This window comes from Exiguobacterium sp. A1_3_1 (assembly GCF_048985645.1).
In the GTDB taxonomy this organism is placed as follows: domain Bacteria; phylum Bacillota; class Bacilli; order Exiguobacteriales; family Exiguobacteriaceae; genus Exiguobacterium_A; species Exiguobacterium_A indicum.
On the sequence record NZ_WBYY01000002.1, the window covers coordinates 24,461 to 48,113 of the forward strand.

Genomic DNA, 23,653 nt, shown 5'->3' on the forward strand with positions numbered 1-23,653 from the left:
AGGGATAAGATGAATATCGGAATCACAGGAGGTGCCGGCTTCATTGGCGCCGCCCTCGCCCTCCGGCTCCAGCAGCACCATACCGTCCATGTACTTGATGCTTTCACGGACTACTATGATGTTCAGTTAAAAGAAGAACGAGCAGCTGCATTAAGACGTGCCGGTGTTACCGTTACGACGGGTGACGTTCATCACGATCTCGACGCCTGGATGGAGACATCGTTCGACGCCGTCTTTCATCTCGCAGCTCTTCCAGGTGTTCCGCGTTCGCTCGAGGAACCGCATCACTATATTCGTGAGGACATCGATATGACGGTGACCTTGTTAGAAGCCGCAAAAAGACATGGCATGCCGCATGTCTTTTTCGCGTCTTCTTCTTCCGTTTACGGGGAACAGACGGGTCTGCTGAAAGAAGATCAGGCAACGGGACACGTCGCCAGTCCTTATGCGGCAGCCAAGTATAGTGCCGAAAGCTTTTGTCATGCTTATGCTCATTTATATGATGTAAACGTGACGCTGTTTCGCTTCTTTACGGTCTATGGTCCTTCGGGTCGTCCTGATATGGCGCTGTTTCGATTCATCGAACAGGCATTACGCGGAGAGGCACTCACCGTCTTCGGTGATCCGATCCGTGACTTCACGTATATCGATGACATCACCCGTGGAATGGAACAGGCGTTGCTGGCTCGTGCAGTAGGTACGTATAACCTCGGCGCGAATCAGCCGGTCTCCGTCCGCACGCTAGCTGAACGGATCGGTCAACGGTTTGATGTGCCCGTGCAAACTCAAACTGCACGACGTGGGGACGTGACGATGACATGGAGTGATACGACGGCTGCAAAAGAAGCATTCGGTTACCAACCGTCAATCGAGATCGATGTTGGACTGGAGCAGGTGATCGCGTGGCATCAAAACCGCTGATTCGAACGTTTCTGTATCTGACGCTTACCGGGCTTGTCATCTTTTTACTGCTCCGTTTTTTCCTGGAGTTACCGGTCTCGTATCGGTACATTGAAGCTTTATTCAAGAGTCCCTGGACGATCCTTGCGACCTTGACGTATGCGATCGCCTTTTATTTACGCGCGGTCGCCTGGCGCCGCGCCGATGCCAAACGTGCACCGACTGCTGTATACCTGTCGAGCCTGTATCTCGGACTGACGATCAATCATCTCTCACCGGTCAAACTGGGAGAGATGATCCGACTCGTGACGGCGAGAGCCGTCGGAAGTCCATGGAAACAGACGAGCGCGATCTTCGTCTTACAACGAAGTATTGACTTGATCGTTCTGTGTACCTTCATTCTGATCGGTTGGTTGTTTCACCCAATCGTCTTGCTCGTCGCGCTCCTTGCGACCGCGTTATTGCTCGTGTTACGCCGACATGTCCCGCATCTCCCATCGCTCGTTCTGTTCGGAACGCTCGCTTGGGCAGTCGAGGCACTCGCCGTCTTCCTCCTCTTACATGGAGCTGGTGTCGATGTGTCCTTTCCGACGACATTGATTGCGATGAGTGCCGGTGTCCTGTCCGGTGTGATTCAATTCACGCCGGGTGGACTCGGTACGTACGAACTCGCGATGGGTACGGTGTTACGGCAAGCCGGTGTTGCTCATGCATACGACGTTGCCTTGATGACGCACTTCTTTAAATATGCCTTTGCTTTTCTTATCCCGCTGTACGTTCTCATTCGGCATCCGGCTACACTTCGGTTGTTGGTTCGTCAGCTCAAATACACTGATTGGAAAGGAGGAAGACGATGAAAAGCGCTTCTCGCTTTGAAAAAGTCGCAGCACGCGCCTGGAACTTACTCAATGAAGGAAAACCCTTCACACCCATTTTTACGATCGGCGTCTTCTTGACGTACGCCTTATGGACGCAGATGCCTCTCGCAGAAGCTGGTCTTGGTTTCATCGTGACGCTTCCTTTGTTCATCTTGCTTTGGCGTTATGATTTTCCGTTATTTTTACGAAATTACCTTTGGATTCCGGTCATCGTTTGGCTGTTCCTTCGGGGTACGAATGCAGATTATTTACCTTTGTTCGCCTATGGCGCAGGTCTCTATTTCTTCTTCACGATTTTTTTCTGGGGGACGATCTATTATCATCTCCGGATTGGAACGCGCTGGACGAACTTCACGCGCTTTTGGAAACTCGTTCTGAAGAATAGTGATTCGACAAGTGGTAACGCGCAGGAGCAACTGCCTAAGGTTGCCTTGTTACTCATGTACTGGTGGACGGCAAGCGACGCGCCGACACTCGACATGACGTTCGTCTGGTTCCCAATTGGTCTATTCGTCTTTGCATGGATCCTGCATCACTACCTGTTCGACTGGAAACCGAAGTTGCCCGAGGCAATGACGGTAGATGCCGATCTTCCGACTTCAGAAAAAGTCTATGTCCTGATTGTCGACGGAATGCGTAAAGATCGCTACATGGCAGCAAACACACCGTTCCTCGAACGATTGCGTCAGGAAGGAACGGAATATACGAATATGGAGACGGTTTACCCTGCCCGGACCGTCGTCTGCTTCAGTTCGATGTTCACCGGTGCTCGCCCAGAAGATCATGGCATTCATTCGAACATGGTCTGGAATACGACCGGCGTTAAAACGGATACCGTCTTCGATCGTCTCCGTGCCGTCGATAAATCAGGAAAAATTCTTGGTATCGCGCACCTTGTCGATGCGTTCGGTTCAACCGATGTACGGACCGTCACGGCAGTCATGCATAACGATGTTGCAGATCGAAATATCGTTGAACGTGCCAAACAAATCGTCCATGAAGAGGATCCGGATCTGCTCGCGATTCAGTTGATCGGAACGGATCAAACGGGACACAGTCGGGGCACCCTCTATTCCGAGTATGTTCAAAAAATCGAAGAAGCGGATGCATTACTCGCTGAATTTTGTGAGGAGCTCGATCGTCTCGGTAAACTCGAGGATGCGACACTCATCGTCATGGCAGATCACGGTCAAGCGGATGGAATTGGCGGACACGGTCACTTGGATGAAGGCGAACGGTTCGTTCCGTTCTGGATGTACGGTAAGAACATTCATGCCGGTCTAAAAGTCGATACGCACCATCATATCTTGTCACTCGGACCGACGATCACAAAAGTACTAGGGGCAGACATCCCGCACGATAGCCGCGGGGTGCTGTTGACAGAAGCGTTCAAGGAGGCGAGGTACACATGAAGATTATCGTCTTTTTACCGGCACACAACGAGGAAGTGTCGCTCCCGCTCGTCTTAAAACGGATCCCGGACATGATCGACGGTATTCCGGTCGAGACCCTCGTCATCGATGATGGTTCGACTGATGAGACGAGTACGATCGCGCGTCAACACGGCGCACATGTCTATCGGTTCGAACAAAATCAAGGACTCGGCGCTGCAGTCCGGGAAGGACTCCGCCAATCCTACGAACTTGACGCGGATGTTGCTGTCATGATCGATGCGGATAACGAATATCCGGCCGATCAAATCCCGGATATCGTGCGACCGATCTTACACGATCAGGCCGACTACGTATTCGGTTCCCGCTTTCTCGGTACCGTCGACGGGATGCGACTCTATCGCTATATCGGGAATCATGTCTTCACGTGGTTGCAATGCCTTTTATTGAAACGTAAAATCCATGATGGTCAAAGTGGAATGCGTGCTTTTTCACGCGCAGCGTGTCACCATGCTGAGATCATTCACGATTATAACTATGCCCAAGTCTTAACTCTCAATCTCGTCCGAAAAGGCTTCCGCCTGCACGAAGTCCCGATTCGTTATCGGGTCCGGGAAGCAGGAAAGTCTTTTATCCGTCTGAATTATGTCCAACGTGTCCTCCCAGCGATTTACCGGGAATGGCGACGACCGATCACACAGCTTAGCGTTGAAGAACGCATGGAACGAAAGGAGCACCTCGGATGAAACGCCTTCTTTTGCTACCGCTCCTCCTGCTCTCACTGTTCGTGAGCACTTCCACGGTTTCCGCTTATAGTTATGGAGACCCAGGAAAGGAAGCTTTTGCGGAAGCGTATAAACAATTTGAAGAACAGCTTGATGCCAAGGATTACGCGCTTGCGAAAGAAACCCTTGCCGCCTATGATAAAGAATTCAAACTGTATTTCCCTGAAGCGAAAGCGAAGATCGACACGGCGCTTGAACAAGAAGATGCAGAGGCTGCTAAACAAGCATACCGCGTCGCTCTCCGTCAAAATATTGAACGTCGTCTGCACTTTGCTGAAGAGCAGTTCGAGGACTTCGGTCAAGCGAAGCTCTTACTTGCGAAAGCCCGCGGAACATACGATGTGCTCGCGCCTTACGTCAAGGAAAGCAAGGATGCACAAACATCCGATGACGTGTATACTGCATTTGATGAATCCTTAAAAGCACTCGGAAATCCTGGTCTGTTTGGGGTCGGGAAAAAAGCGAGTGATGAGGAATCCTTCAAGAAAAACATTACGATGATCGAAGATACGTTAACACCTCTCTTCGTTTTGCCGGGTGAAGAAAAAACAGGCGTCTTCACGGAAGAAGACTCCTTCCTCGGTCAAACGTTCGGAACGGACGCGATTTGGAAATTGATTGCGCTCGGACTCGTCATCGTCCTCATCGTCATCGTCGTCATTGGTCAATGGAAGAAGAAACGCCGCTCATAAGGAGGAAGACAGATGGATTTTCAAGCGTTTTTGATTACGCTTCGGGAGTGTCTCGAGGCTGTTCTCATCGTTGGGTTGATCTTAGGTTATCTCGATCGATTGAACGCTCCACAATATAAAAAGTGGGTCTACGCAGGTGTCGGGTTGGCACTTCTCGCTAGCCTTGGTGTCGCGTTCCTGTTCCAAGTCGTCTTTACGAGTTTTGCGAGCTTCGGAAGCGATACGTATCTCCGTCTCGGCATCATGATGGTCTCCGTCCTGCTCTTGACACACATGGTCCTCTGGATGGGAAAGGAAGCGAAAGAGAATCAACAAGCCTCCCAAGCGAAGGTCGCCGCTGCCGTCTCGACGGGTAGTGCCATCACGATGATCATCCACTCCTTCCTCGTCATCGTTCGAGAAGGAATTGAGACCGTCTTCTTCTTCGCTGCCATCTCAGGTGGGGAAATCGAAAAAGTACTAACGAGTTATGGCGCGGTTTCCGGTCTGTTACTCGCCTTGATTTTCGGATACTTATTCGTTTCCGGCTCTATGAAGATTCCCGTCAAACGCTTCTTCCAAGTGACGGGCGTACTCATTCTATTCATCGCAGCCGGCATGCTCGTCCAAACGATTGGACGCTTCCAAGATCTTGGTTTGCTCGGTAGTCTTTTGATGAATGCTGACGGCACACCAGCTGCTGTATACAATATCGTCGGCTTCATGCCGGAGCACTACATCGATCAGGTGCAATACTTGCGTGATACAGGAAATTCAACATTGATCAGTGGACAGATCGGAACGTTCATGGGTGCGATGTTCGGATACAGCCATAACCCATCGCTCGAACAAGTCGTCGCTTGGTGGGGCTACTTCGCCTTTGCCGGTTGGATGTTGCTCCGTCAAAACAAACCATCGAAGTCATCAAAGTCCTTACAGGAGGTTTCTTGACCGTCCGAAGCGATCGTTCACGTCCGCGTGGAAGATCGCTTTTTTGGATCACGCTGCTATTCATCGGTGGCTGGATTGGTTTACGGATCAGTTACGTCAGTCCCTTCATCGCGAGCTACGATATTGCGAACTTCACGTTAGCTGTGACCGATTATGATCTGGCTGATTTACGTCCGCACTTTCCGGGTTATCCCTTTTTCATCTTATTTGCCAATCTGTTTCTGCCGCTGATGATACCTGTCAAAGCGCTCGGACTCGTCTCTACACTAGGACTGGCAAGTGCGCTCTTGCCACTTTACTCGCTCTTTCGCCGTCATGCCTATGATACGGCTCGGCTGATCGCTGCCTTTACCGTTCTCTCCACTGCCTCACTCGTGACGTTCGCTGCGACAGGGATGTCGGATGGGCTCGCCCTCGGACTACTCGTCTGGTACGGCTGGAGCATCGAACGCGCACGGCATCAGATTCGTCGCTGGCTTCCGTATCTTCTGTTCGGTTTACTGATGGCGACTCGATTGTCCTACGCGCCGTTTGGTTTCATGTTGCTTGTCCTGCTGTGGCAGGTACGAAAGGATTACTGGCAACTCTTATCCGAGTGCGCCCTTCTTGTTCTGGCACAGCTTGCTTGGTTGCTCCCGGTCGCTTTTTCTGTCGGTGGACCCTATTCGTTTCTTCAATTATCACTCCGCTTCATCAGCGGTCATTTTTCCGATTGGGGTGGTTCTGCTCAGACCGATGATGCTTCTATCGTTCAACGATTTGTTCAGACGCTTCAGCAACTCTTCTGGCATGGAATCGGCTATGGCACATGGATCGGACTAGTGTCTGGACTGCTCCTATTCTTACGCAGACGTTGGACGGTCGATGTCGCTTGGGGAGCGACGGCTGGACTCTATTTCGTCTGGGTCTGGCTCGGACAAAATATCGATAAACCCCGTCATGTCTTACCGCTTGTCCTATTGCTACTCATCTGGTTGATCCGTCAGCTTCCGTTGCGGATGTATCTGCCGTTTTTAGTCATTCAATTGACGATCGGTAGCCTCGCGTTAAACGAGCAAGCAACGCGTCCTCCGGCAACGATTGAACTAGCGCGTTACGTAGCGACTCTTCCAATCGGCGCGACAGTCTTTACCGACGAGGAAGCTCGCCAATTCCAGTCTGAACAACCGGATGCCGCGATCGTTCCGATCGGATCGATCAGTAAATGGAACGCAGAACCAAAATCCGACCAGAGTTACGTGACCGGTCGATTGCTCGAGCGTCTTCACGCTCAAGGCGTACGACCAAACGTCAAACAAGTCGTCCGCTTCACGAGTGATGCCCGCTACGAACCAGAAGACGCGCAAGCGATGCTGTATCAATTAACGCCTTGACGACACGACTACACCCATACGAAAAACCATGTCGATTCCCGAATACCACCGTGGAAATCGATATGGTTTTTTTCATTGCTGCGTATCGTAACGACGTTCCATATAATCAAAGGTACCGCCGCTGATTTCAATCGTCCGGACTGGTTCGAAGCCGAGACGACGATACAGTCGCTGTGCTCCTGCATTCGTTTGATCAGCGTTTAAGGTGAACGCTTGTAGTCCTCGTTTTTCCCCTTCTTCCGCTGCTGCCTGCAATAGTTCCGTTCCAATTCCTTTTCCACCATGACGCGCGTCAACCGATAAAGTATCCAAGTAATAGACCGGTCCTTCCGTCTCGACGTCGATCCGGACGTCTTGACCCGTCCAACGTTTCAGTTGTGCTTTGATCGGTTCGTCGAGTTGTTCCGCATCCGTCCCGGCATATGCAATGACGATACCTGCTACTTCACCCTCGATGATTTTCACGAGGATGTTTTCATGACTCAATCGGTTTCCTGTTTCAGCGACGAAGTACGCGAGTCGCTCTAAAACTTCCTCCCGCTTTGTCGTACCCGTCAGTGTCTCAGCAATCTCATGAATCGCCTGCTCAATCAACGGGGCAATCTGTTGTGCTTCAGAAGCATGTGCTTGTCGAATCATCTCATCCTTCTCCTTTCGTTTTTTCTAATCCATGAACCTGAAAAATCGGACTCGACGATGTCGAATCCGATACATGATTTTTTTAGACATTCATCTGTCTCACTGCGTGACTTTTTGTACGACAGGTGCCGGTACGATGACAGGCTCCCGTGTCATGACAGCCACGACACGTCCAGCGATCGCTACAGCCAGTAACGTATATAACGTTAAGCTGAGCGGCAGATAGACGAGTGAGATGATTAACACGATGGCATCGAGTCCGAACAAGATCGTTCCGATCGATAGACCTGTCAGTTTACTTAGTCCCATCGATAGCAAATCGTCTCCACCTGTTGCCGCTCCACTTTTCAAAACAAGTCCGAGACCATATCCGGTCACGATTCCGCTAGCGATCGCTGCGATGAGCGTCGCTGGCCAAGCCTGTTCTGGAAAGTGGAACAAATCGAGTCGGTGCCACATCTCATAAAAAACTGATAATGCACCTGCTGAGAGTAACGCTTCGCTGACGAAACGTTTTCCTTTGAAGTACAAGGCACCAATGAAAAATGGAATATCGAGCACGATCATTGAAATCGAAGGATTGATATCAAAAAAGTATCGACCGAGCAACGACAATCCGATGAAGCCGCCTTCTGCTAATCCGAACTGTTCATTCAATGTGTAGTAACCGAACGCCATGATTAGCGTTCCGGTTAAGATGGTTGCGATTCGTTTCATGTTTTATTGTCCTCTCCCGTTTACATCGCGGGAGAGGTTTTATACGTCCCGTTTGGGTATTCATCTATTTTCGCTCTCCCTGATTTTTATAAGCCATTACCGTCTGTTCGTTATGACCGGTACTGCTAAAAATCAGGTAAGCTGAATAGATGATTGGTCCTCTCGGTATCCATCGGTTTCCACCCCTTCATTAAAAATCTACATTCATTATAACCCGAATTTCAGTAACTAAAACAGTTTTACGCATTCTTCACATAATCCAAACACTTTTGCTCACTCATTCACAATTTAGACAAGATTATGCTCAACATTGAACAAACTACTTGAAAACAACCTTGCGAAGGATTACACTAAGTATATCAAATGAATGTGATATTTATCACAAACAAAACACAAAGGAGACTTTACCCATGAAAGTAGCAGTCATCGGATGTACACACGCAGGAACAGCAGCAGTCAAAGAACTCGCTTCACAACAAGACGTCGAGATCACCGTTTATGAGCGGAATGACAATGTATCGTTTCTCTCTTGTGGAATTGCGCTTCACGTCGGTGGTGTCGTCAAACATGCGGAATCGCTTTTCTACTCATCACCAAGTGAACTCGCTGAACTCGGCGCTGAGATGCGTCTGAAACATGATGTACTTGAAATCGATAGTGAACGCCAAACGATCGTTGCAAAAAACCTCATGACTGGTGAAGTCGTTCACGATATGTACGATAAACTCATCATGACGACTGGATCATGGCCAATCATTCCGATGCTTCCCGGCATCGAATTGAATCAGATCGAGCTCTGTAAAAACTATCACCACGCTCAAACAATCATTGAAAAAGCAACAGATGCAGAGCGGATCACAGTCGTTGGTGCAGGGTATATCGGTGCTGAACTCGTCGAAGCGTTTGAAGCATACGGAAAAGACGTCACGTTCATCGATAGTGCGGATCGCATTCTCAACAAATACCTCGACCGCTCGTTCACTGACGTCATCGAACGTGAATTGACAGACCGTGGTATTCGCCTCGAACTCGGACAAACCGTCCAAAGCTTCAAAGGGGAAAACGGCGCCGTGACACACGTCGTCACAGACAAAGGAACGTTTGAAACGGATCTCGTCATTCTCTGTGTCGGTTTCCGCCCAAGTACGGAACTCTTAAAAGGACAGGTCGACATGCTACCGAACGGTGCTATCATCGTTGACGATTATATGCGCACAAGCAACCCGAACATCTTTGCTGCTGGTGACAGCTGTGCCGTCTATTACAATCCAGCTCGGACACATGCCTATATTCCACTCGCAACGAATGCTGTCCGGATGGGAACATTGATCGGTAAAAACTTGCGCGCACCAAAGATTCGTTACCAAGGAACACAAGGCACATCTGGTCTTCGCCTATATGATTTGAATATCGCATCGACTGGTTTGACAGAAGAAGCGGCACCCTTGTTCGGACTCGAAGTGAGTAGCACGACAGTCACAGATGCGTATCGCCCAGAGTTCATGCCAACAGCAGAAGACGTCCAATTGAAGCTCGTCTTCGAGACAGCAACCCATCGTGTCGTCGGTGCACAAATCATCTCAAAAATTGATTTGACACAAGCGATGAACACACTGTCTGTCGCGATTCAAAACGATATGACACTTGAAGAGCTCGCTTTCGTCGACTTCTTTTTCCAACCGCACTACAACAAACCGTGGAACTTGCTGAACCAAGCAGCTCTGCAAGCAATGAATGAGCGTCAATCCGCTCGTGTCTAAGCGCATTACACGATAAATCAAACAAGCAACGGATCACCGTTGCTTGTTTTAGACTGAAGACAAAGTGCAATTTTTCTCTAACGAGAAGGATTGCGCTTTTTTGTTCGTCTCGAATCGTTTTCCTGGGACAAGCATCGCGCCGCTTCGCTTCACTGCAGGGTCGCTCCTGCTTGTTTTTTCCTAGGAAGCGATTTCGAATGAAAACCCCAGTTATGTCGTCTTTTTCTCCGATTCAGTCTCAAATAGATGCTGCCAGTCCTGATACGGCATTGTGCCGTTCACCGTCTCCATGTCAAAGCGTAACGGTGCAATCAACTCGAGTGAATTTCCATCTGGATCCTCGAAGTAGATCGCCGCGTGCGCATGTGGATGGTTATCGAGAACGAGCGGTTGATCGGCTGCCGCTACACCAAAGGCGGATCGGACGATAATGCCCATCTCCTTTAACCAGTCCTGTGCTTTATCGATATTTTCTTGCTCCATTCGAAACGCCACATGTCGAATCGATGGATGATACGGTAACTCGGCTTGACCGGCTTTCCATAAACCTAACCAACTCTTGCCGTGCTCGATCCAAAAGAAAGCGACGCGTTCATTTTGGAACGCACATGCAAGTCCCAATTTTTCATAAAAGGCAATTGATCGTTCGAGTTCTTTGACCGGTAAATGAGCTTCATACAATCCAGTAATCATCTTCTTCACACTCCTCTTTTTCTAGTGTAAACCATCAATTTCCAAATTTACTACGATCAGAAACGTTTAATCCGACCTGTTGAGGGAACATACACCCTATACCAAAACCAACTTTCAGGAGGAATGTTTACATGGCTGCATCGAAAAATCCGTTAACCCAATACTTCAATGACGATTTCCCAAAACAATATCAGGACGCACCAGCAGTTCAAGCAAAAATGGAACCTGTTCCCGATTGTGGCGAAGAGAGTTATAAAGGCTCTGGCAAATTGATCGGCAAAAAAGCACTGATTACGGGTGGCGACTCCGGCATCGGCCGAGCAGCAGCCATTGCCTATGCTCGTGAAGGGGCTGACATCGTGCTCAACTACTTACCGGAAGAACAACAGGATGCGGAAGAAGTCAAAGCACTCGTTGAAGCAGCGGGACAAAAAGCATATCTCTTACCTGGTGATTTAAGTGATGAAGCGTTCTGTCAGCAACTCATTAAAGAAGCACACGAATCGCTCGGTGGACTCGACATTTTGGCACTTGTCGCAGGTAAACAACAAGCCGTCGAAGATATTCTCGACCTGTCAACGGAGCAATTACGTAAGACATACGAAATCAATGTCTTCTCCCTTTTCTGGGTCGTCAAAGCAGCCTTGCCACTCTTGAAAGAAGGGGCTTCGATCATTACGACGACATCCGTTCAAGGATACAACCCAAGCGCGAACCTCTTGGATTATGCATCGACGAAGTTTGCCATCAACGGGTTCACGCGTGGACTCGCTAAACAAGTCGCGCCAAAAGGAATCCGTGTCAACTCCGTCGCACCTGGTCCGATTTGGACACCGCTTCAAATCTCGGGTGGTCAGCCAAGCGAGAACATTCCAGAGTTCGGGCAGGAAACACCACTGAAACGAAGTGGTCAACCGGTCGAACTGTCGGATGTGTATGTCTTCCTCGCTTCAGACGCTGCGAGCTATGTTACGGCGCAAATCTATGGTGTCACAGGCGGAATCGAATTGGCATAAGGATTGAATCTCGACAGGATAGCTTCGGCTATCCTGTTTTCATGTGTCTTAACGGGATATCAGTTGCATCACGAGGCACCATTTAGTCTAATGAGAGTAATAACGATGAAGGAGTGAATCAGATGACTGAAAAAGAAAAGATGATTCAAGGGGAACTCTACTTAGCACAAGATCCGGAACTCGTAGCTGACCGTATCCGGGCACAATCGCTCTGTTATGAGTTCAATCAATTGAGTGTTCATGATGGGACTAAACGGAAGGCACTTCTTCAACAATTATTCCAGACGGAGCAAGCCGACTTTTACATTGAACCAACCTTTAAATGTGACTATGGCTACAACATTACGTTAGGGGCTCGCTTTTATGCCAACTACGACTGTGTCTTGCTCGATATTTGTCCGATCACGATTGGTGACAACTGCATGCTTGCTCCAGGAGTACATATCTATACTGCGACCCATCCACTCGATCCTGTCGAGCGCAACAGCGGTTATGAATTCGGGAAACCGGTCGTCATCGGGAATAACGTCTGGATCGGTGGACGCGCGGTCATCAATCCCGGTGTGACGATCGGAGATAATGCTGTCATCGCCTCAGGTAGTGTCGTCGTCAAGGATGTACCGGCAAACAGCGTCGTCGGTGGAAATCCAGCCCGAGTCATCAAAACAATCTAATTCTCATCAAATTCTAATCTGTTCCTCAGCTTCCTTTCACATGGTCTGGTTATTCTATGTATAAGAACAACAGCCACTACTAAAGGAGGACATCATCATGACTGAAAAACGAACAGATAAAGGGAATAAACGTTTCAAAAAAGGAATCGCTACACTTGCCGTAACGGGTACAGTCTTAACAGGAGCCGGTGCGTTCCTACTCTTCACAGGTCCGGGACACTCTCTCGTCAACTCGACGGTCACCACTTCACAGCAGGCAGAGCAAAAAGTCGAAGCTGCTTCGCGCCAAGTCGAACAAAAGCTTCCTGCTTCGATGCGTGACGATCAAGAAATCGAAGGCACATTACAAAAACTATCGGATCGTTCAATGACGATCGACGTCAACGGTGACACTCAGACGTATGACTTTGCTTCGTCAGTCGAACGCGAAGCCGTGCAAGAAGGCGATTGGGTCAAAATCGATCTGAATGCGAATCAGCAAATCACGGAACTGGAGCGAGAAGATCAAGACGATCGGAATGACCGAGAGGACGATGGCAATCGCTCAGATGATTCATCAGACGATGCGAATGAACGGTACGGCATCCTTCGTGCCCTATCACAAAGTGAATTGACACTCGAACAAGATGGACAAGAGACGGTCTACGCGATTGCGGATCGTGCGGAACGCGACGCTGCGAAATCTGGGGATATCGTGAAAATCGAATTGAATGCAGACGGTCAAGTCCGTGAAATCGACCGCGAAGATGACGACGAGAATCGTAATGCTACACGCGACGAAGACGGTGACGATGCACGGGAACAAGAAGTCCGCGGCACGCTCGCTAAAATAACGAATCAAGAAATCATCATCGAACAGAATGGTACGCAAAAATCGTACTCTCGTGCATCAAACATGGAACAAGATGATGACATCCGAGTCGGTGGTTCCGTTAAACTTGAGTTAAACGCGTCAGACGAAGTGAAAGAAATCGATGAATGATCATTAAAGGAGGATGTTTATGCCAACTACCATCTTAATCGTTGAGGACGATGCGAAAATCGCACGCCTCCTTGAACTCGAACTCCAATATGCCGGGTACGCGACACGTGTCGCCCCCAACGGAAAAGATGGTCTCGCTGCCGCTGAGCATTCGGTTGATCTCGTCTTACTCGACGTGATGATGCCGGAGCTGAGCGGCTTCGAGGTGTTGCGCAGGCTCCGTGGAAAAGGTATTCATATCCCCGTCATTATGCTAACAGCACGTGGGGAAGTTTACGATAAGGTCGCAGGACTCGATCTTGGTGCGAATGATTATGTGACGAAACCGTTCGAGATGGAGGAACTCCTTGCCCGGATCCGTGCGTTACTACGCACTCCGACTTCAACTAGTAACGCATCGCGCACGTTACAGTTCGCAGATCTTGTACTCGATCTTGATCGACATGAAGCATTTCGCGATGAATTGCGACTCGATTTGACACCACGGGAGTTCGAACTCCTGACGTATTTACTGGAAAACAAAGAACATGTCCTGACACGCGAACAAATCTTAAATCGCGTCTGGGGATACGATTACTTCGGCGAGACGAATATCGTCGACGTCTACATCCGTTACCTTCGAAAAAAAGTCGATGCTCACCCTCCTGCTTTGATCCAGACCGTTCGTGGGGTTGGTTATGTACTGAGGGAGGCGAACCCATGAAGCTTCGAACGAAACTTGCTTTATCCGTCACCGCCTTTACGACACTTTTATTGTTGCTTTCGTTCATCGTCGTGACCTTCGTCGTCCGCAATCATTTGATTGAATCGCGTTATACCCAACTGGAACAGGCGGAGGAATTGATGGAGGATGATTCATCGGTCCGGGCATTGTTGACGCTTCATGAGGATTCCGTCGTCTTATCGAACGAAGATGGACGATGGGTCATTTCAAATGATGAAGATGACGACGACTCGTCTACCGTTAACGGAGACGTACAAGCAAGTGACCTACCCGGTATCCCGCGTTCGAACGAACCTTTCAAATCTGGTGATTGGTTCGGTATCGTCTATCAGGATCAAGCCTATTTATTCGAAGATGAAAGCGTCGATGATACGGTCTCGACACTCGTCTTGACCTTCACCATCGTGTTGGTCGTTGGAATCGTCATCGCGTTCATCAGTAGCTTCTGGATTGCGTATCAGACGCTCCGCCCGCTCAGGCAACTGAATGATACGATGCAACGGATCTCGTCTTCTGGAACGCTTGAGACCGTGCAGACTGAACGTGATGATGAGATCGGTCGCCTCGGTCGCGTCTTCAATCAGATGATTGGGCGTGTCGATCAGACGATGGAACAACAACGGCAGTTCGTCGCCGATGTCTCGCATGAGATGAAGACACCGCTGACCGTCATCGAAGGGTATGCGCAATTATTGAAGCGATGGGGCAAAACGAAGCCGGACGTCCTCGATGAATCGATTGAAAATATCTTACAGGAGACGCATGCGATGCGGACGACCTTGATCGAGCCCATGCTCGAACTGTCTCGTCTCGGTTATGAAGAAACGTCTGTCGAAGAGATTGACTTAGCCGAGCTTGGGAGCGAACTCGCTGATCGGATGTATCACGCGACAGGGACGATCATCCCTGTTGATGCCTCTGGAACGATCCTGGCGAATCGCGAAGCGGTGCTACGCATCTTGACGATTTATGTCGATAATGCCCTGAAATATGCCACTTCTCCTGAATTGCATCTGCGCAAGGAGCGACTCGCTGTTCTTGATCGAGGAACATCTCTAACGAACGAAGAACGTACCCGGTTATTTGACCGGTTTTACCGACTTGATGCAGCACGCGATCGTTCAGGAAGTGGACTCGGATTGTCGATTGCTGCAGCTCTAGCGACGACGCATCATTTTCAGGTCGGTAGTGAAGCCCGTCAACCAGATGGCAGTTGTTTCTATCTGATTCCCGAGCAGTCTAAATGAAACTTTTTCTACATTTGTGTCGTACACTTAAGGAAGAACGTCACATGATGAAAGAAGGAATTTCACGATGGCTAAAAAACGTTGGGGTGGACTTACTGTTGCCGGCGCCTTTCTCTTAACGAAAGGAAAGGTCATCCTTGCCTTATTAAAATTTTCGAAGTTTGGAGGCACTCTGATTTCGTTCGGAGTTTCGCTTCTCTTTTACGCTCAAGTATTCGGTGTCTGGTTCGGGGTCGGATTACTCTATCTCCTATTCATTCATGAGATGGGACATCTACTCGCTGCGAAACGACTCGGTTTTAAAACGGGTCCCGCGATTTTCGTACCGTTCATGGGAGCCGTCATCGGGATCAAAGATACGTTCCGGACACCAAAACAAGAAGCGATTCTTGCGTACGGTGGACCACTCGCGGGTCTTGTGTCCCTGATTCCGCTTGCGATTGGATACGCTGTGACGGGAAATGACTTTTGGCTCGTCATCTTCCACCTCGGGGCCTTGTTGAATCTCTTCAACCTACTTCCCGTCAGTCCGCTTGACGGCGGACGGATTCTTGCGGGACTTCCGATCATCGTTTGGGTTGCGGGTCTTGCTGCCTTGATTGCTTACGGCATCACGAACTTCAGCCTGATTCTGCTCTTGATCGCTTTCTTCGGCGGCAGTGCTGTCTGGAAACGGTATAAGTTCGCAAAACAATATGAAGAGAACCGATCGACCTTGATGTTATACCGTGCTGCACGCGAACGCGTCTTACGCGCAAAGGCGGAACAAGAACGTGCAAACGCGGAAGTCGCTCTTGCACCGGAAGTGGAGGAAGAGCAAACGGTCGAAAGTACGTACGACCCGATCGCTTGGTCGCTTCGTCTCGATTTACAAGATTTGCGACAAGCGAGTCCGGAAGAGGCACGTCAGGAAGCGGACGACCTGTTACGGTATCAATATGATGCTGCGAACGACTACGATGCGTTGTTGCGACGAATCGATCAGCGGATCGAACCGCTCCGACTCGCTGAAGAGTCGGTCCAGTATCACCAGATGCCGAAAAAACAACAAACGATCACCTTACTCGCTTACTTGGCGCTCGGTGCCATTTTATTCATTGCTTTCGAGTACTCGAAAGGGTACTTGCCTACACCATCTTAGAACGAGTTCCATCGGATGCGCTTCATGGCGCATCCTTTTTTTATAAGACGAACACATTGACTAGAGTGATTTCTTGCATCTCTTCATAGAAGCGACTACTCTGAGTAAAACCCTACTTACCACTTGTCTAAAAAAGGAGGCTCTCCTTCCATGAATAAAAACACTGCCCGTTTGGGTGAAGCACCTATCAACCAGCTCTTACTTAGTCTCTCCTTGCCGGCAATGGTCGGGATGCTCGTCACGGCACTCTATAATATCGTCGATACGATTTTCGTCGCTCAAGGCATCGGTACGGCTGCCGTTGCCGCTGTCGGAATCGCTTTCCCCGTCCAGCTCGTGTTGATGGCAATCGCCAACTCGATTGGGATCGGGGGGGCTGCGATTGCGTCACAACGGCTTGGTCAAAAACAGACGGATGGTGCCAGTCGTGCTTATGCGAACGTCTTGATAGCAGTTTTCTTCATCAGTATGCTCGCCATCATCAGTGCTTTCATCTTCGTCGAACCGTTACTTCGTCTCTTTGGAGCGACAGATGAAATCATGCCGTATAGCATCGATTTCTTACGCGTCCTCTTGATCGGATCTCCTTTCTTCATGTTGACGATGGCGTCGAGTGCAATGTTACGCGCAGAAGGACGCGCGAACTATCAGATGCGCATCATGCTGACGACGGTTGCCATCAACATCGTCCTGACACCTCTGTTCATCTTTGGTCTTGATTGGGGCATCCAAGGTGCTGCACTCGGAACAGTCGTTGCGCAAATCGTCGGTGCTGCACTTGTTTTCCGATTCTTCTTTACGAAACGTCGGCAAACGGGGTTAACACTCGATCGGAATGCTTTCAAACCCGATTTCCGTTTAACGTTTCGGATGATGCAAATCGGATCATCGTCGTTCATCATGCAAGTCTCCCAATCGATTTTGTTCATCACCGTCAACCACATGCTCGTCCGGTACGGTGGTACGACGGAACTAGCGACGTTTGCGGTCATCAATAAGTTCATGGCGCTCGTCGGTATGCCAATCATGGGGATCGTGCAAGGGATGCAACCGATCGTCGGGTATAATTTCGGTTCTCGGCAATTTAGCCGGATGTCGCTTGCCATCAAGTTGGCAATCCGTTACGGCTTATCGTTATCGATCAGCTTGTGGTTACTGATTCAATTGTTCCCTCGCTTCTGGGTCGGCTTGTTCACGGAAGAAGCAGCACTGCTGCAGGAAGGCTCGAGTGCGATGCGCATCTTATTCGCTTTATCGTTCGTCTATGGGATTCAAATGATTGTCAACGGGATGTATCAATCGCTCGCCAAAGCGAAAGTCGCTTTATTCTTGTCCTTGTCACGCCAAACGTTATACACGATTCCACTCGTTTTGATCTTACCCCTGTTCTTCGGTGTCAATGGTGTCTGGTTCGCTTTCCCGATCGCTGATGCGATGGCTGTCTTGACGGCCCTTGTCTTCGCCTATAAAGATCGCGTTCTATTATTTAAACCGGAGGAGTACGTCGCAGAGGAACAAAAAGTCGCCACCGCGAAGTGACTGGAATGGATATCAGATCATCTGCCTTGCAGATGGTCTTTTTTAATGGACTTCTATAATACGAACATGTATTCTGTTACTAGTGAATGACAGAAAGGAGTCTGCTGCATGTATACATTAGCGATTGACTTTGAAACGGCAAATCGGAATAGCCGAAGCATTTGTGCGTTTGGTTGGTCCGTTCTCTCCAACGGTCGCGTCACGGAGAGTAAACAGGTCTTAATCAATCCAGAAGAGAACTTCGATGCTGGAAACATCCGGGTCCATGGAATTCGTCCGAGTGATGTCTTCGATGCACCGACGTTACCTGAAGCGATGGAAGCACAGGGCTTATACGATTTAATCGCAGGTGCTCAACTGGTCGTTGCCCACAATGCATCATTTGATATGGGGGCGCTCCAAAAAGCGATTCAAAAATACGATATGTACCAGATGCCCGCTTTCACCTACGGCTGCACGGTCAAATTATCCCGCAAACTGTATCCGTGGTTGCCGAACCATCGATTGAATACGATGGCTGAATTCCTCAACGTCTCTTTCCAGCACCATGACGCGAAAGAGGATGCCTACGTCTGTGCCTTGCTCCTAAACGATATGTTGGAACGAACGAATCTACAGGATCCGGTCTCCTTGCATACGTTTTGTGGCGTTCGGATGGGACAGGTTGCCTATTAATAAACAAAAAAATTGTAGACAACAGGGCTGACTCCAAAAAATGACGCATCTTTTCACGCCCTTTCCTCAGGCGAGACACAAGCCAGTTTTCCCGCTCTATTCGAGCAGGAAACGGGTCTCGTTTGTCTCTGACAGCGCATAAATGCGCTTTTTCCTGTAGGAGTGGCGTGTAACGCGTTATTCTTTTTTATCTAGAAGAAGGATCCGAGACGCGTTTTGTTCACTCGACATCGCTTCCTAGGGAAAAACAAGCAAGAGCGACCCTGCAGCGAAGCGAAGCGGCGCGATGCTTGTCCCAGGAAAACGATGCGAGACGAACAAAAAAGCGCAATCCTTCTCGTTAGAGAAAAATTGCACTTTACCTTCAGTCTCAAAGCACTCTAGACACGAGATCTAGAGTGTTTTTTGATACTATTCTATTATTTGCTTGTTTGTTTGATCGGGAACCAGCCTGGACGACTTGTGATGCCTGCCCATAATGCATCTGGAACGACGAGTTCTGCTTGTGCTTCTGGATCAAGTTCTGTCCGGATTGACGCAAGGTCACCCGCTTCGACTTTCTCAACCCACTTCGGTTCCATGATCAGTTCACGACCGAGAGCGATCATTGGAACGACAGCCAAACCTTGTTCGACTTCGTCCGCTGTGTGCAGCGATCCGACACCGATGACAGGTACTTGTTCGCCAACACGTTCTTGGACGAGCGTGATTGGTGATGTCGTTGCATTTTCGTCACGAATCGAACCTGCGAAGAAGTCCATCACGGAAACGTGCAAGTAATCGAGGTCTTTTTTCGCCAGCTCATCGACGAGGCGCATCGTATCATCGAGTGTGATTCCTGGATTTTCGATCTCTTCTGGAGAGAAACGGTATCCGACGATGAACGAAGGATCCTGTTTCGCGACAGCTTCGACTGCATCCACGACCGCTAATGGGAAGGCGAGACGTTTTTCTAAGCTACCGCCCCATTTGTCTTCGCGACGGTTTGAGTGTGGTGAGAAGAATTGTTGAATCAAGTACGTGTTCGCACCATGAATCTCAACACCGTCAAATCCAGCTTCCATCGCACGACGTGTCGCCTGACCGAATGCTTCAATGATTGCTTCAACTTCTTCCGCCTCTAGCGCACGAGGTGTCATTGCTCCTTCACGTACAGGTGCGACAGCACTTGCACTGACTGTTTGCCCACCGACGAGTTCTGGTGGTGCCATACGACCAGCGTGGAAAATTTGTAAGATCGCTTTTGCGCCTTTATCTTGAATCGTTTTTGCGAGTCGCTTCAGACTTGGAACGAGATCGTCACGATGCGCACCGAACTCATTCGGGAATCCTTGACCGTCTGCTGTGACATTCGCACATGCTGTAATGACCGCACTGACGCCGCCTGAACGTTCTGCATAGTACGCGAGTTCCGCATCCGATACTTCGCCGTTCTCTTGTGCTGCATAGTTCGTCATCGGTGCCATCAAGACGCGGTTTTTCAGCGTCACACCGTTTGGTAATGTAAATGGTTCAAACATTGCTTGAGTTGCCATGAGTGAAGTGCCTCCTCTAATTTCTTGAATTGAATATCGACAGTATACGCTCGTCTTCCTCCGAATAGCTACTGATGTGCTTACGCGATGTGTCACTTGCGAATCGCTTTACGACGACCACCCGGCCACCACCAGTTCCAGTGACCAAATAGTTTCATCAGTGCGGGGACGAGTAGCATCCGGACGATTGTGGCATCAATAAAAATCGCAAGCGCGATACCGACGCCAAGTTGTTTAATTGGACTGACGCCCGTGAAGGCAAACGCCCCTGTGACGACGATCATAATTAAGGCAGCAGACGTAATGATCTTACTCGTCTTCGCAAGCCCCATCTCGGTCGCATAATCGTTATCACCCGTCTCGTCATAATATTCTTCCATTCGCGAGACGAGGAACACTTCATAATCCATCGATAAACCAAAGACGAGTGAGAAGATGAAGACCGGTGTCAGAATGCCGATCGTCTCCTGCGGAAGAACTGCGCCGGACTCGAACAAGATGACGAGTAATCCGAATGTCGCTCCTAGACTAAGCAAATTCATCAGAATCGCCTTGATTGGGATCAAGATGGACCGGAACGCAATCAGCAGGATGATGAATGTCGCCAAGACGACGACACCGACTGCTAGTGGGAGTTTCGATTCAATGGCATCATAAATTTCCTGATTGAAGGCTGCCGGTCCCCCGACAAGATAACCGTCCGCTTGCATCTTTCGCACCCAGTCTTGCGAAGCAGCATCCCCGGGATCTCCTTTTAAGTTAACATCAATTCGTGCTTGGTCGTTCTCTGATAGAAATGCCGTCAAAGCTTCGCGCCCGGCCGGAACAGCGACTAACTGCTCGAGCGGCACTTGTTGCTGTTCGGCAATCGTTGCGGCGGATACGACGGAACGTACATCGGGATCCGACTCGAGTCGAATCGTCACGTCTTCGATTTTTTCTCGTCCCACCTCTGAGGAAGCATCAGCAGATAAGATGAGGACGGCGTCCGTTCCATCGTTTCCGAATGTTTTTTCCCACGACTCAAAGGCGAGACGTGACGGATAGGATTCCGGTAAAGCGGTCGCTTGCGGAATGTTCAACGTCAAGTCACGTAACGGCAATAAACAAGGTAACAACAGCAATAAGGACAAAATCGTCACTGCGACCGGGCGCTTCATGACGAAACGAGCGAGACGACGCCAACGATCTTCACTACGACCTGCTCGCTGCCGGAAGAGTCGTCCTTTCTCTAACACCTTCCCGAAAACGATCAATAGTGCCGGTAGTAACGTTAATGCACTGACGACTGCCCCAAGGACCGAAACGAGCGTCCCGATCGCAACAGCGCGGAAGACATCCACATCAATCAGCAATAGCCCGGCAAGTCCGACGAATACACAGATTCCGGAAAATAAAATTGAACGCCCTGCCGTCTCGACCGAACGGATCGCTGCCTTCCGAATATCTTGTCCGTCCTGCCGTTCTTCGCGAAATCGATTGACGTATAACAGCGAAAAATCAATTCCGAGCGCCAGCGAAATCATCGCGACCGCATTCAAGACGAAGATTGATAACTCTTGTTGCCCGGCGACGAAATAAAGAACACCGGCACCAAAGACAAAAGTAACGAGTCCCATGATCAACGGTAGGATGGCGGCAACCGGAGTACCGAAAACGAGTAGCAAGACGATCAACGCTGCTGGAATTCCAATCAACTCAGCCCGGATGAGATCATTTTTCGACGCTGTATTCAAATCATCGACGACGACTGGTTCACCCGTTAGTCGAATCGTTCCGGTATCATCCAGTTGACGTGTGACCGCAGCTGCCCATTTCGCATCAAGTGTCGGTACCCCGACCGTCACGTATCCCTTATCGTTCCGAATCGCTCGCGGATTTTCGACGGGACCAGTGACGTTCCCGACACCTTTGATATCACGGAAGCGCTCGACATGTTCCACCATCGTTTGTCGTAGATTCTCTTGATTTTCAAATAGAACGATGATCGTATGCGGATCCTGACCGAAGTCTTGATCGAGTACTGTCTCGACGCGTTGAAAATCACCGTCACGCGTAAATCCGTTTCCTTCTAGCCGATCGGGTAGTTGATAAGCGAAATATCCAAGCACGACGAGCAGGATTGCCCAAACAATCAACACTCCTCGAAAATACGTACTCATCAGATGACCAAGCCGTTGCATGATGCGTCCCCTTTCTGTATAAACGTACAAAAAACATCCTTCTTGCTGAAAAGCGAAAAGGATGTTTCATTACGTCTTTTGAAAAATTTGAACCCATGTGTTGCCGAATGTCGCCGATGTCGATACGATCGCAAGACGTCGCGCCTCTTCATCGAGTAACACACTTTTGAGTAAAACGGAGGAATGACATCCCTCGAACTTATATTTCAGCTGACTCTTCTCATACAAGTAAAAACGAGATGAATCGGTGATCGAAAACAATTGGTGCCGGTGATCAACGAGCGAGTACTCCGCGTAATCCGAAAAAGGAATGATCGATTCCTGATTCGTCGCAGCGTCCCAAATCACATACCGTTCTTTTAGATCATCATAAGAAATGATCGTCGTAGGTGCGATGAATCGTTCGAACGTCAAACGTGTATCATATCCTCGCTCCACTAAGCGTCCGAACAGTGGCGCCTCTTCATAATTTGAGTACCGCCAGTCCCCTGTTTGAACGTTCACACAGACGACGTCTGTTTCTGCCGTGTACAGGAAGATCTCATCATCTTGCCACAAGAATAAATTACTGAACCATGCCTCGGAAAAAGCAGCGGGTCGCTTGATATAATCTAAATGCCCTTGCTCTAAATCTAGTAAACCAAAATAAGCTGACTCTTCAAATACGATGAACAATCGTCCACCGCCTGGCTCAATGTACCAGGAGAATGGAACATACGCACATGCTGTTTCCCATAGTGGTCTTAAATCCGCATCACATTTCATAAATCCGTGGCGATCTCGAAAAAGAAGCAAATCCTCCCCGATTCGATCAAACAGTGAGACGGATTCATGGAGTAACAGCTCTGCAGCAGGTTTATACATATGCATCACTTCCTACTTCATACGGTATCAACCTTCTCAGTTTCTCGCTACTATTGATGCGCTCGGCTTGCACCTCCTGTTATACTAACTTCATGGAAAAAGGAGGACGAACACGATGAAACCTTTACAATTATCAGCAGAGACGGCTGTCGAACTCGCAAAACGTCTGAACGTACCACTTGAACAACTGATGCATATGCCGCGCCATATCTTGATTCAAAAGCTCGTCGAACTCGAGCAGGAACAAGCGAAAACAGAATCTGATTCGTCTAGGGAATCGGAATCTTGAGTAAAAAGCCTCTATTCCAATGACGG

Annotated in this window: 23 protein-coding genes; 17 read left to right on the plus strand and 6 right to left on the minus strand. The window is 49.2% G+C overall.

Going from position 1 to position 23,653, the window contains the following annotated elements; genetic code table 11:
• The first annotated feature begins 9 nt into the window (after positions 1-9).
• Genes F8N00_RS00470 through F8N00_RS00500 form a run of 7 tightly spaced genes read left to right on the plus strand, consistent with a single transcriptional unit; the run spans position 10 to position 6,949 of the window.
• A complete protein-coding gene (locus tag F8N00_RS00470; protein WP_075642931.1) occupies positions 10-921 on the plus strand; it encodes an NAD-dependent epimerase/dehydratase family protein in 912 nt (303 codons plus the stop codon).
• The gene (locus F8N00_RS00475; RefSeq protein WP_058265699.1) at positions 903-1,757 is read left to right on the plus strand and encodes a lysylphosphatidylglycerol synthase transmembrane domain-containing protein; all 855 of its coding nucleotides are present in this window, start codon (positions 903-905) and stop codon (positions 1,755-1,757) included. The genes F8N00_RS00470 and F8N00_RS00475 overlap by 19 nt, the downstream gene beginning before the upstream one ends.
• Entirely contained in the window at positions 1,754-3,190 is a 1,437-nt protein-coding gene (locus tag F8N00_RS00480) for an alkaline phosphatase family protein (RefSeq protein ID WP_075642930.1), read from the plus strand. The genes F8N00_RS00475 and F8N00_RS00480 overlap by 4 nt, the downstream gene beginning before the upstream one ends.
• Positions 3,187-3,915, plus strand: a complete 729-nt coding sequence (locus F8N00_RS00485; RefSeq protein WP_075642929.1) for a glycosyltransferase family 2 protein — start codon at positions 3,187-3,189, stop codon at positions 3,913-3,915. Before F8N00_RS00480 ends, F8N00_RS00485 begins: the two co-directional genes overlap by 4 nt.
• Positions 3,912-4,646 carry a hypothetical protein gene (locus tag F8N00_RS00490; protein ID WP_235515952.1) on the plus strand — a complete coding sequence of 245 codons (735 nt, stop codon included), beginning with the start codon at positions 3,912-3,914 and terminating at the stop codon, positions 4,644-4,646. Before F8N00_RS00485 ends, F8N00_RS00490 begins: the two co-directional genes overlap by 4 nt.
• Before the next feature lie 12 nt (positions 4,647-4,658).
• A complete protein-coding gene (locus F8N00_RS00495; protein WP_075642928.1) occupies positions 4,659-5,576 on the plus strand; it encodes an FTR1 family iron permease in 918 nt (305 codons plus the stop codon).
• Entirely contained in the window at positions 5,573-6,949 is a 1,377-nt protein-coding gene (locus F8N00_RS00500) for a hypothetical protein (RefSeq protein ID WP_075642927.1), read from the plus strand. The genes F8N00_RS00495 and F8N00_RS00500 overlap by 4 nt, the downstream gene beginning before the upstream one ends.
• A 72-nt stretch (positions 6,950-7,021) precedes the next feature.
• Here F8N00_RS00500 and F8N00_RS00505 read toward each other — a convergent pair whose 3' ends face one another.
• Positions 7,022-7,588, minus strand: coding sequence for a GNAT family N-acetyltransferase (locus F8N00_RS00505; RefSeq protein ID WP_058713916.1), 567 nt, complete (start codon positions 7,586-7,588; stop codon positions 7,022-7,024).
• 99 nt (positions 7,589-7,687) lie between these two features.
• A complete protein-coding gene (locus tag F8N00_RS00510) occupies positions 7,688-8,305 on the minus strand; it encodes a YitT family protein (RefSeq protein ID WP_058265694.1) in 618 nt (205 codons plus the stop codon).
• 410 nt (positions 8,306-8,715) lie between these two features.
• On the opposite strand from F8N00_RS00510, the gene F8N00_RS00515 reads away from it, so the two are divergent.
• Positions 8,716-10,065 (plus strand): FAD-dependent oxidoreductase, encoded by a 1,350-nt coding sequence (locus tag F8N00_RS00515; protein ID WP_075642926.1) that lies wholly within the window; start codon positions 8,716-8,718, stop codon positions 10,063-10,065.
• A 210-nt stretch (positions 10,066-10,275) separates the two neighbouring features.
• On the opposite strand, the gene F8N00_RS00520 is transcribed toward F8N00_RS00515, so the two are convergent.
• Positions 10,276-10,758 carry a VOC family protein gene (locus F8N00_RS00520; RefSeq protein ID WP_055969574.1) on the minus strand — a complete coding sequence of 161 codons (483 nt, stop codon included), beginning with the start codon at positions 10,756-10,758 and terminating at the stop codon, positions 10,276-10,278.
• 131 nt (positions 10,759-10,889) lie between these two features.
• Between F8N00_RS00520 and F8N00_RS00525 the strand changes: the two genes are divergently transcribed.
• From F8N00_RS00525 to F8N00_RS00560, 8 genes are all read left to right on the plus strand, one after another.
• Positions 10,890-11,774 (plus strand): SDR family oxidoreductase, encoded by an 885-nt coding sequence (locus F8N00_RS00525; RefSeq protein ID WP_055969577.1) that lies wholly within the window; start codon positions 10,890-10,892, stop codon positions 11,772-11,774.
• A gap of 122 nt (positions 11,775-11,896) precedes the next feature.
• A complete protein-coding gene (locus tag F8N00_RS00530) occupies positions 11,897-12,448 on the plus strand; it encodes a maltose acetyltransferase domain-containing protein (protein WP_035395634.1) in 552 nt (183 codons plus the stop codon).
• A 97-nt stretch (positions 12,449-12,545) separates the two neighbouring features.
• A complete protein-coding gene (locus F8N00_RS00535; RefSeq protein WP_035395632.1) occupies positions 12,546-13,430 on the plus strand; it encodes a hypothetical protein in 885 nt (294 codons plus the stop codon).
• A 19-nt stretch (positions 13,431-13,449) separates the two neighbouring features.
• The gene (locus F8N00_RS00540) at positions 13,450-14,133 is read left to right on the plus strand and encodes a response regulator transcription factor (protein ID WP_035395630.1); all 684 of its coding nucleotides are present in this window, start codon (positions 13,450-13,452) and stop codon (positions 14,131-14,133) included.
• A complete protein-coding gene (locus F8N00_RS00545; RefSeq protein ID WP_421017594.1) occupies positions 14,130-15,401 on the plus strand; it encodes a sensor histidine kinase in 1,272 nt (423 codons plus the stop codon). Before F8N00_RS00540 ends, F8N00_RS00545 begins: the two co-directional genes overlap by 4 nt.
• Before the next feature lie 67 nt (positions 15,402-15,468).
• Positions 15,469-16,542 carry a site-2 protease family protein gene (locus F8N00_RS00550; RefSeq protein WP_075642925.1) on the plus strand — a complete coding sequence of 358 codons (1,074 nt, stop codon included), beginning with the start codon at positions 15,469-15,471 and terminating at the stop codon, positions 16,540-16,542.
• A gap of 150 nt (positions 16,543-16,692) precedes the next feature.
• Entirely contained in the window at positions 16,693-18,081 is a 1,389-nt protein-coding gene (locus tag F8N00_RS00555; RefSeq protein WP_058265687.1) for an MATE family efflux transporter, read from the plus strand.
• Positions 18,082-18,189: 108 nt separating this feature from the next.
• Positions 18,190-18,756 (plus strand): 3'-5' exonuclease, encoded by a 567-nt coding sequence (locus F8N00_RS00560; RefSeq protein ID WP_035395622.1) that lies wholly within the window; start codon positions 18,190-18,192, stop codon positions 18,754-18,756.
• 419 nt (positions 18,757-19,175) lie between these two features.
• Here F8N00_RS00560 and F8N00_RS00565 read toward each other — a convergent pair whose 3' ends face one another.
• The 3 genes from F8N00_RS00565 to F8N00_RS00575 all read right to left on the minus strand — a co-directional run bounded on the left by F8N00_RS00565 (position 19,176) and on the right by F8N00_RS00575 (position 23,338).
• Positions 19,176-20,291 (minus strand): NADH-dependent flavin oxidoreductase, encoded by a 1,116-nt coding sequence (locus tag F8N00_RS00565; RefSeq protein WP_023469665.1) that lies wholly within the window; start codon positions 20,289-20,291, stop codon positions 19,176-19,178.
• Between the two features lie 92 nt (positions 20,292-20,383).
• The gene (locus F8N00_RS00570; RefSeq protein ID WP_058713922.1) at positions 20,384-22,474 is read right to left on the minus strand and encodes an MMPL family transporter; all 2,091 of its coding nucleotides are present in this window, start codon (positions 22,472-22,474) and stop codon (positions 20,384-20,386) included.
• Positions 22,475-22,543: 69 nt separating this feature from the next.
• Complete coding sequence (locus F8N00_RS00575) at positions 22,544-23,338, minus strand: hypothetical protein (RefSeq protein WP_082663182.1); 795 nt, start codon at positions 23,336-23,338, stop codon at positions 22,544-22,546.
• A gap of 115 nt (positions 23,339-23,453) precedes the next feature.
• On the opposite strand from F8N00_RS00575, the gene F8N00_RS00580 reads away from it, so the two are divergent.
• Positions 23,454-23,627, plus strand: coding sequence for a YycC family protein (locus tag F8N00_RS00580; RefSeq protein ID WP_075642923.1), 174 nt, complete (start codon positions 23,454-23,456; stop codon positions 23,625-23,627).
• The last annotated feature ends 26 nt before the right edge of the window (positions 23,628-23,653 follow it).

Excerpts from the sequence above, each read along its gene's own strand:
- F8N00_RS00480 (WP_075642930.1), top strand. The coding sequence starts at position 1,754 with ATGAAAAGCGCTTCTCGCTTTGAAAAAGTCGCAGCACGCGCCTGGAAC.
- F8N00_RS00565 (WP_023469665.1), bottom strand. The coding sequence starts at position 20,291 with ATGGCAACTCAAGCAATGTTTGAACCATTTACATTACCAAACGGTGTG.
- F8N00_RS00510 (WP_058265694.1), bottom strand. The coding sequence starts at position 8,305 with ATGAAACGAATCGCAACCATCTTAACCGGAACGCTAATCATGGCGTTC.
- F8N00_RS00555 (WP_058265687.1), top strand. The coding sequence starts at position 16,693 with ATGAATAAAAACACTGCCCGTTTGGGTGAAGCACCTATCAACCAGCTC.
- F8N00_RS00545 (WP_421017594.1), top strand. The coding sequence starts at position 14,130 with ATGAAGCTTCGAACGAAACTTGCTTTATCCGTCACCGCCTTTACGACA.
- F8N00_RS00550 (WP_075642925.1), top strand. The coding sequence starts at position 15,469 with ATGGCTAAAAAACGTTGGGGTGGACTTACTGTTGCCGGCGCCTTTCTC.
- F8N00_RS00495 (WP_075642928.1), top strand. The coding sequence starts at position 4,659 with ATGGATTTTCAAGCGTTTTTGATTACGCTTCGGGAGTGTCTCGAGGCT.
- F8N00_RS00535 (WP_035395632.1), top strand. The coding sequence starts at position 12,546 with ATGACTGAAAAACGAACAGATAAAGGGAATAAACGTTTCAAAAAAGGA.
- F8N00_RS00575 (WP_082663182.1), bottom strand. The coding sequence starts at position 23,338 with ATGTATAAACCTGCTGCAGAGCTGTTACTCCATGAATCCGTCTCACTG.
- F8N00_RS00580 (WP_075642923.1), top strand. The coding sequence starts at position 23,454 with ATGAAACCTTTACAATTATCAGCAGAGACGGCTGTCGAACTCGCAAAA.
- F8N00_RS00490 (WP_235515952.1), top strand. The coding sequence starts at position 3,912 with ATGAAACGCCTTCTTTTGCTACCGCTCCTCCTGCTCTCACTGTTCGTG.
- F8N00_RS00485 (WP_075642929.1), top strand. The coding sequence starts at position 3,187 with ATGAAGATTATCGTCTTTTTACCGGCACACAACGAGGAAGTGTCGCTC.
- F8N00_RS00525 (WP_055969577.1), top strand. The coding sequence starts at position 10,890 with ATGGCTGCATCGAAAAATCCGTTAACCCAATACTTCAATGACGATTTC.
- F8N00_RS00520 (WP_055969574.1), bottom strand. The coding sequence starts at position 10,758 with ATGATTACTGGATTGTATGAAGCTCATTTACCGGTCAAAGAACTCGAA.
- F8N00_RS00530 (WP_035395634.1), top strand. The coding sequence starts at position 11,897 with ATGACTGAAAAAGAAAAGATGATTCAAGGGGAACTCTACTTAGCACAA.
- F8N00_RS00560 (WP_035395622.1), top strand. The coding sequence starts at position 18,190 with ATGTATACATTAGCGATTGACTTTGAAACGGCAAATCGGAATAGCCGA.
- F8N00_RS00515 (WP_075642926.1), top strand. The coding sequence starts at position 8,716 with ATGAAAGTAGCAGTCATCGGATGTACACACGCAGGAACAGCAGCAGTC.
- F8N00_RS00505 (WP_058713916.1), bottom strand. The coding sequence starts at position 7,588 with ATGATTCGACAAGCACATGCTTCTGAAGCACAACAGATTGCCCCGTTG.
- F8N00_RS00470 (WP_075642931.1), top strand. The coding sequence starts at position 10 with ATGAATATCGGAATCACAGGAGGTGCCGGCTTCATTGGCGCCGCCCTC.
- F8N00_RS00570 (WP_058713922.1), bottom strand. The coding sequence starts at position 22,474 with ATGCAACGGCTTGGTCATCTGATGAGTACGTATTTTCGAGGAGTGTTG.
- F8N00_RS00540 (WP_035395630.1), top strand. The coding sequence starts at position 13,450 with ATGCCAACTACCATCTTAATCGTTGAGGACGATGCGAAAATCGCACGC.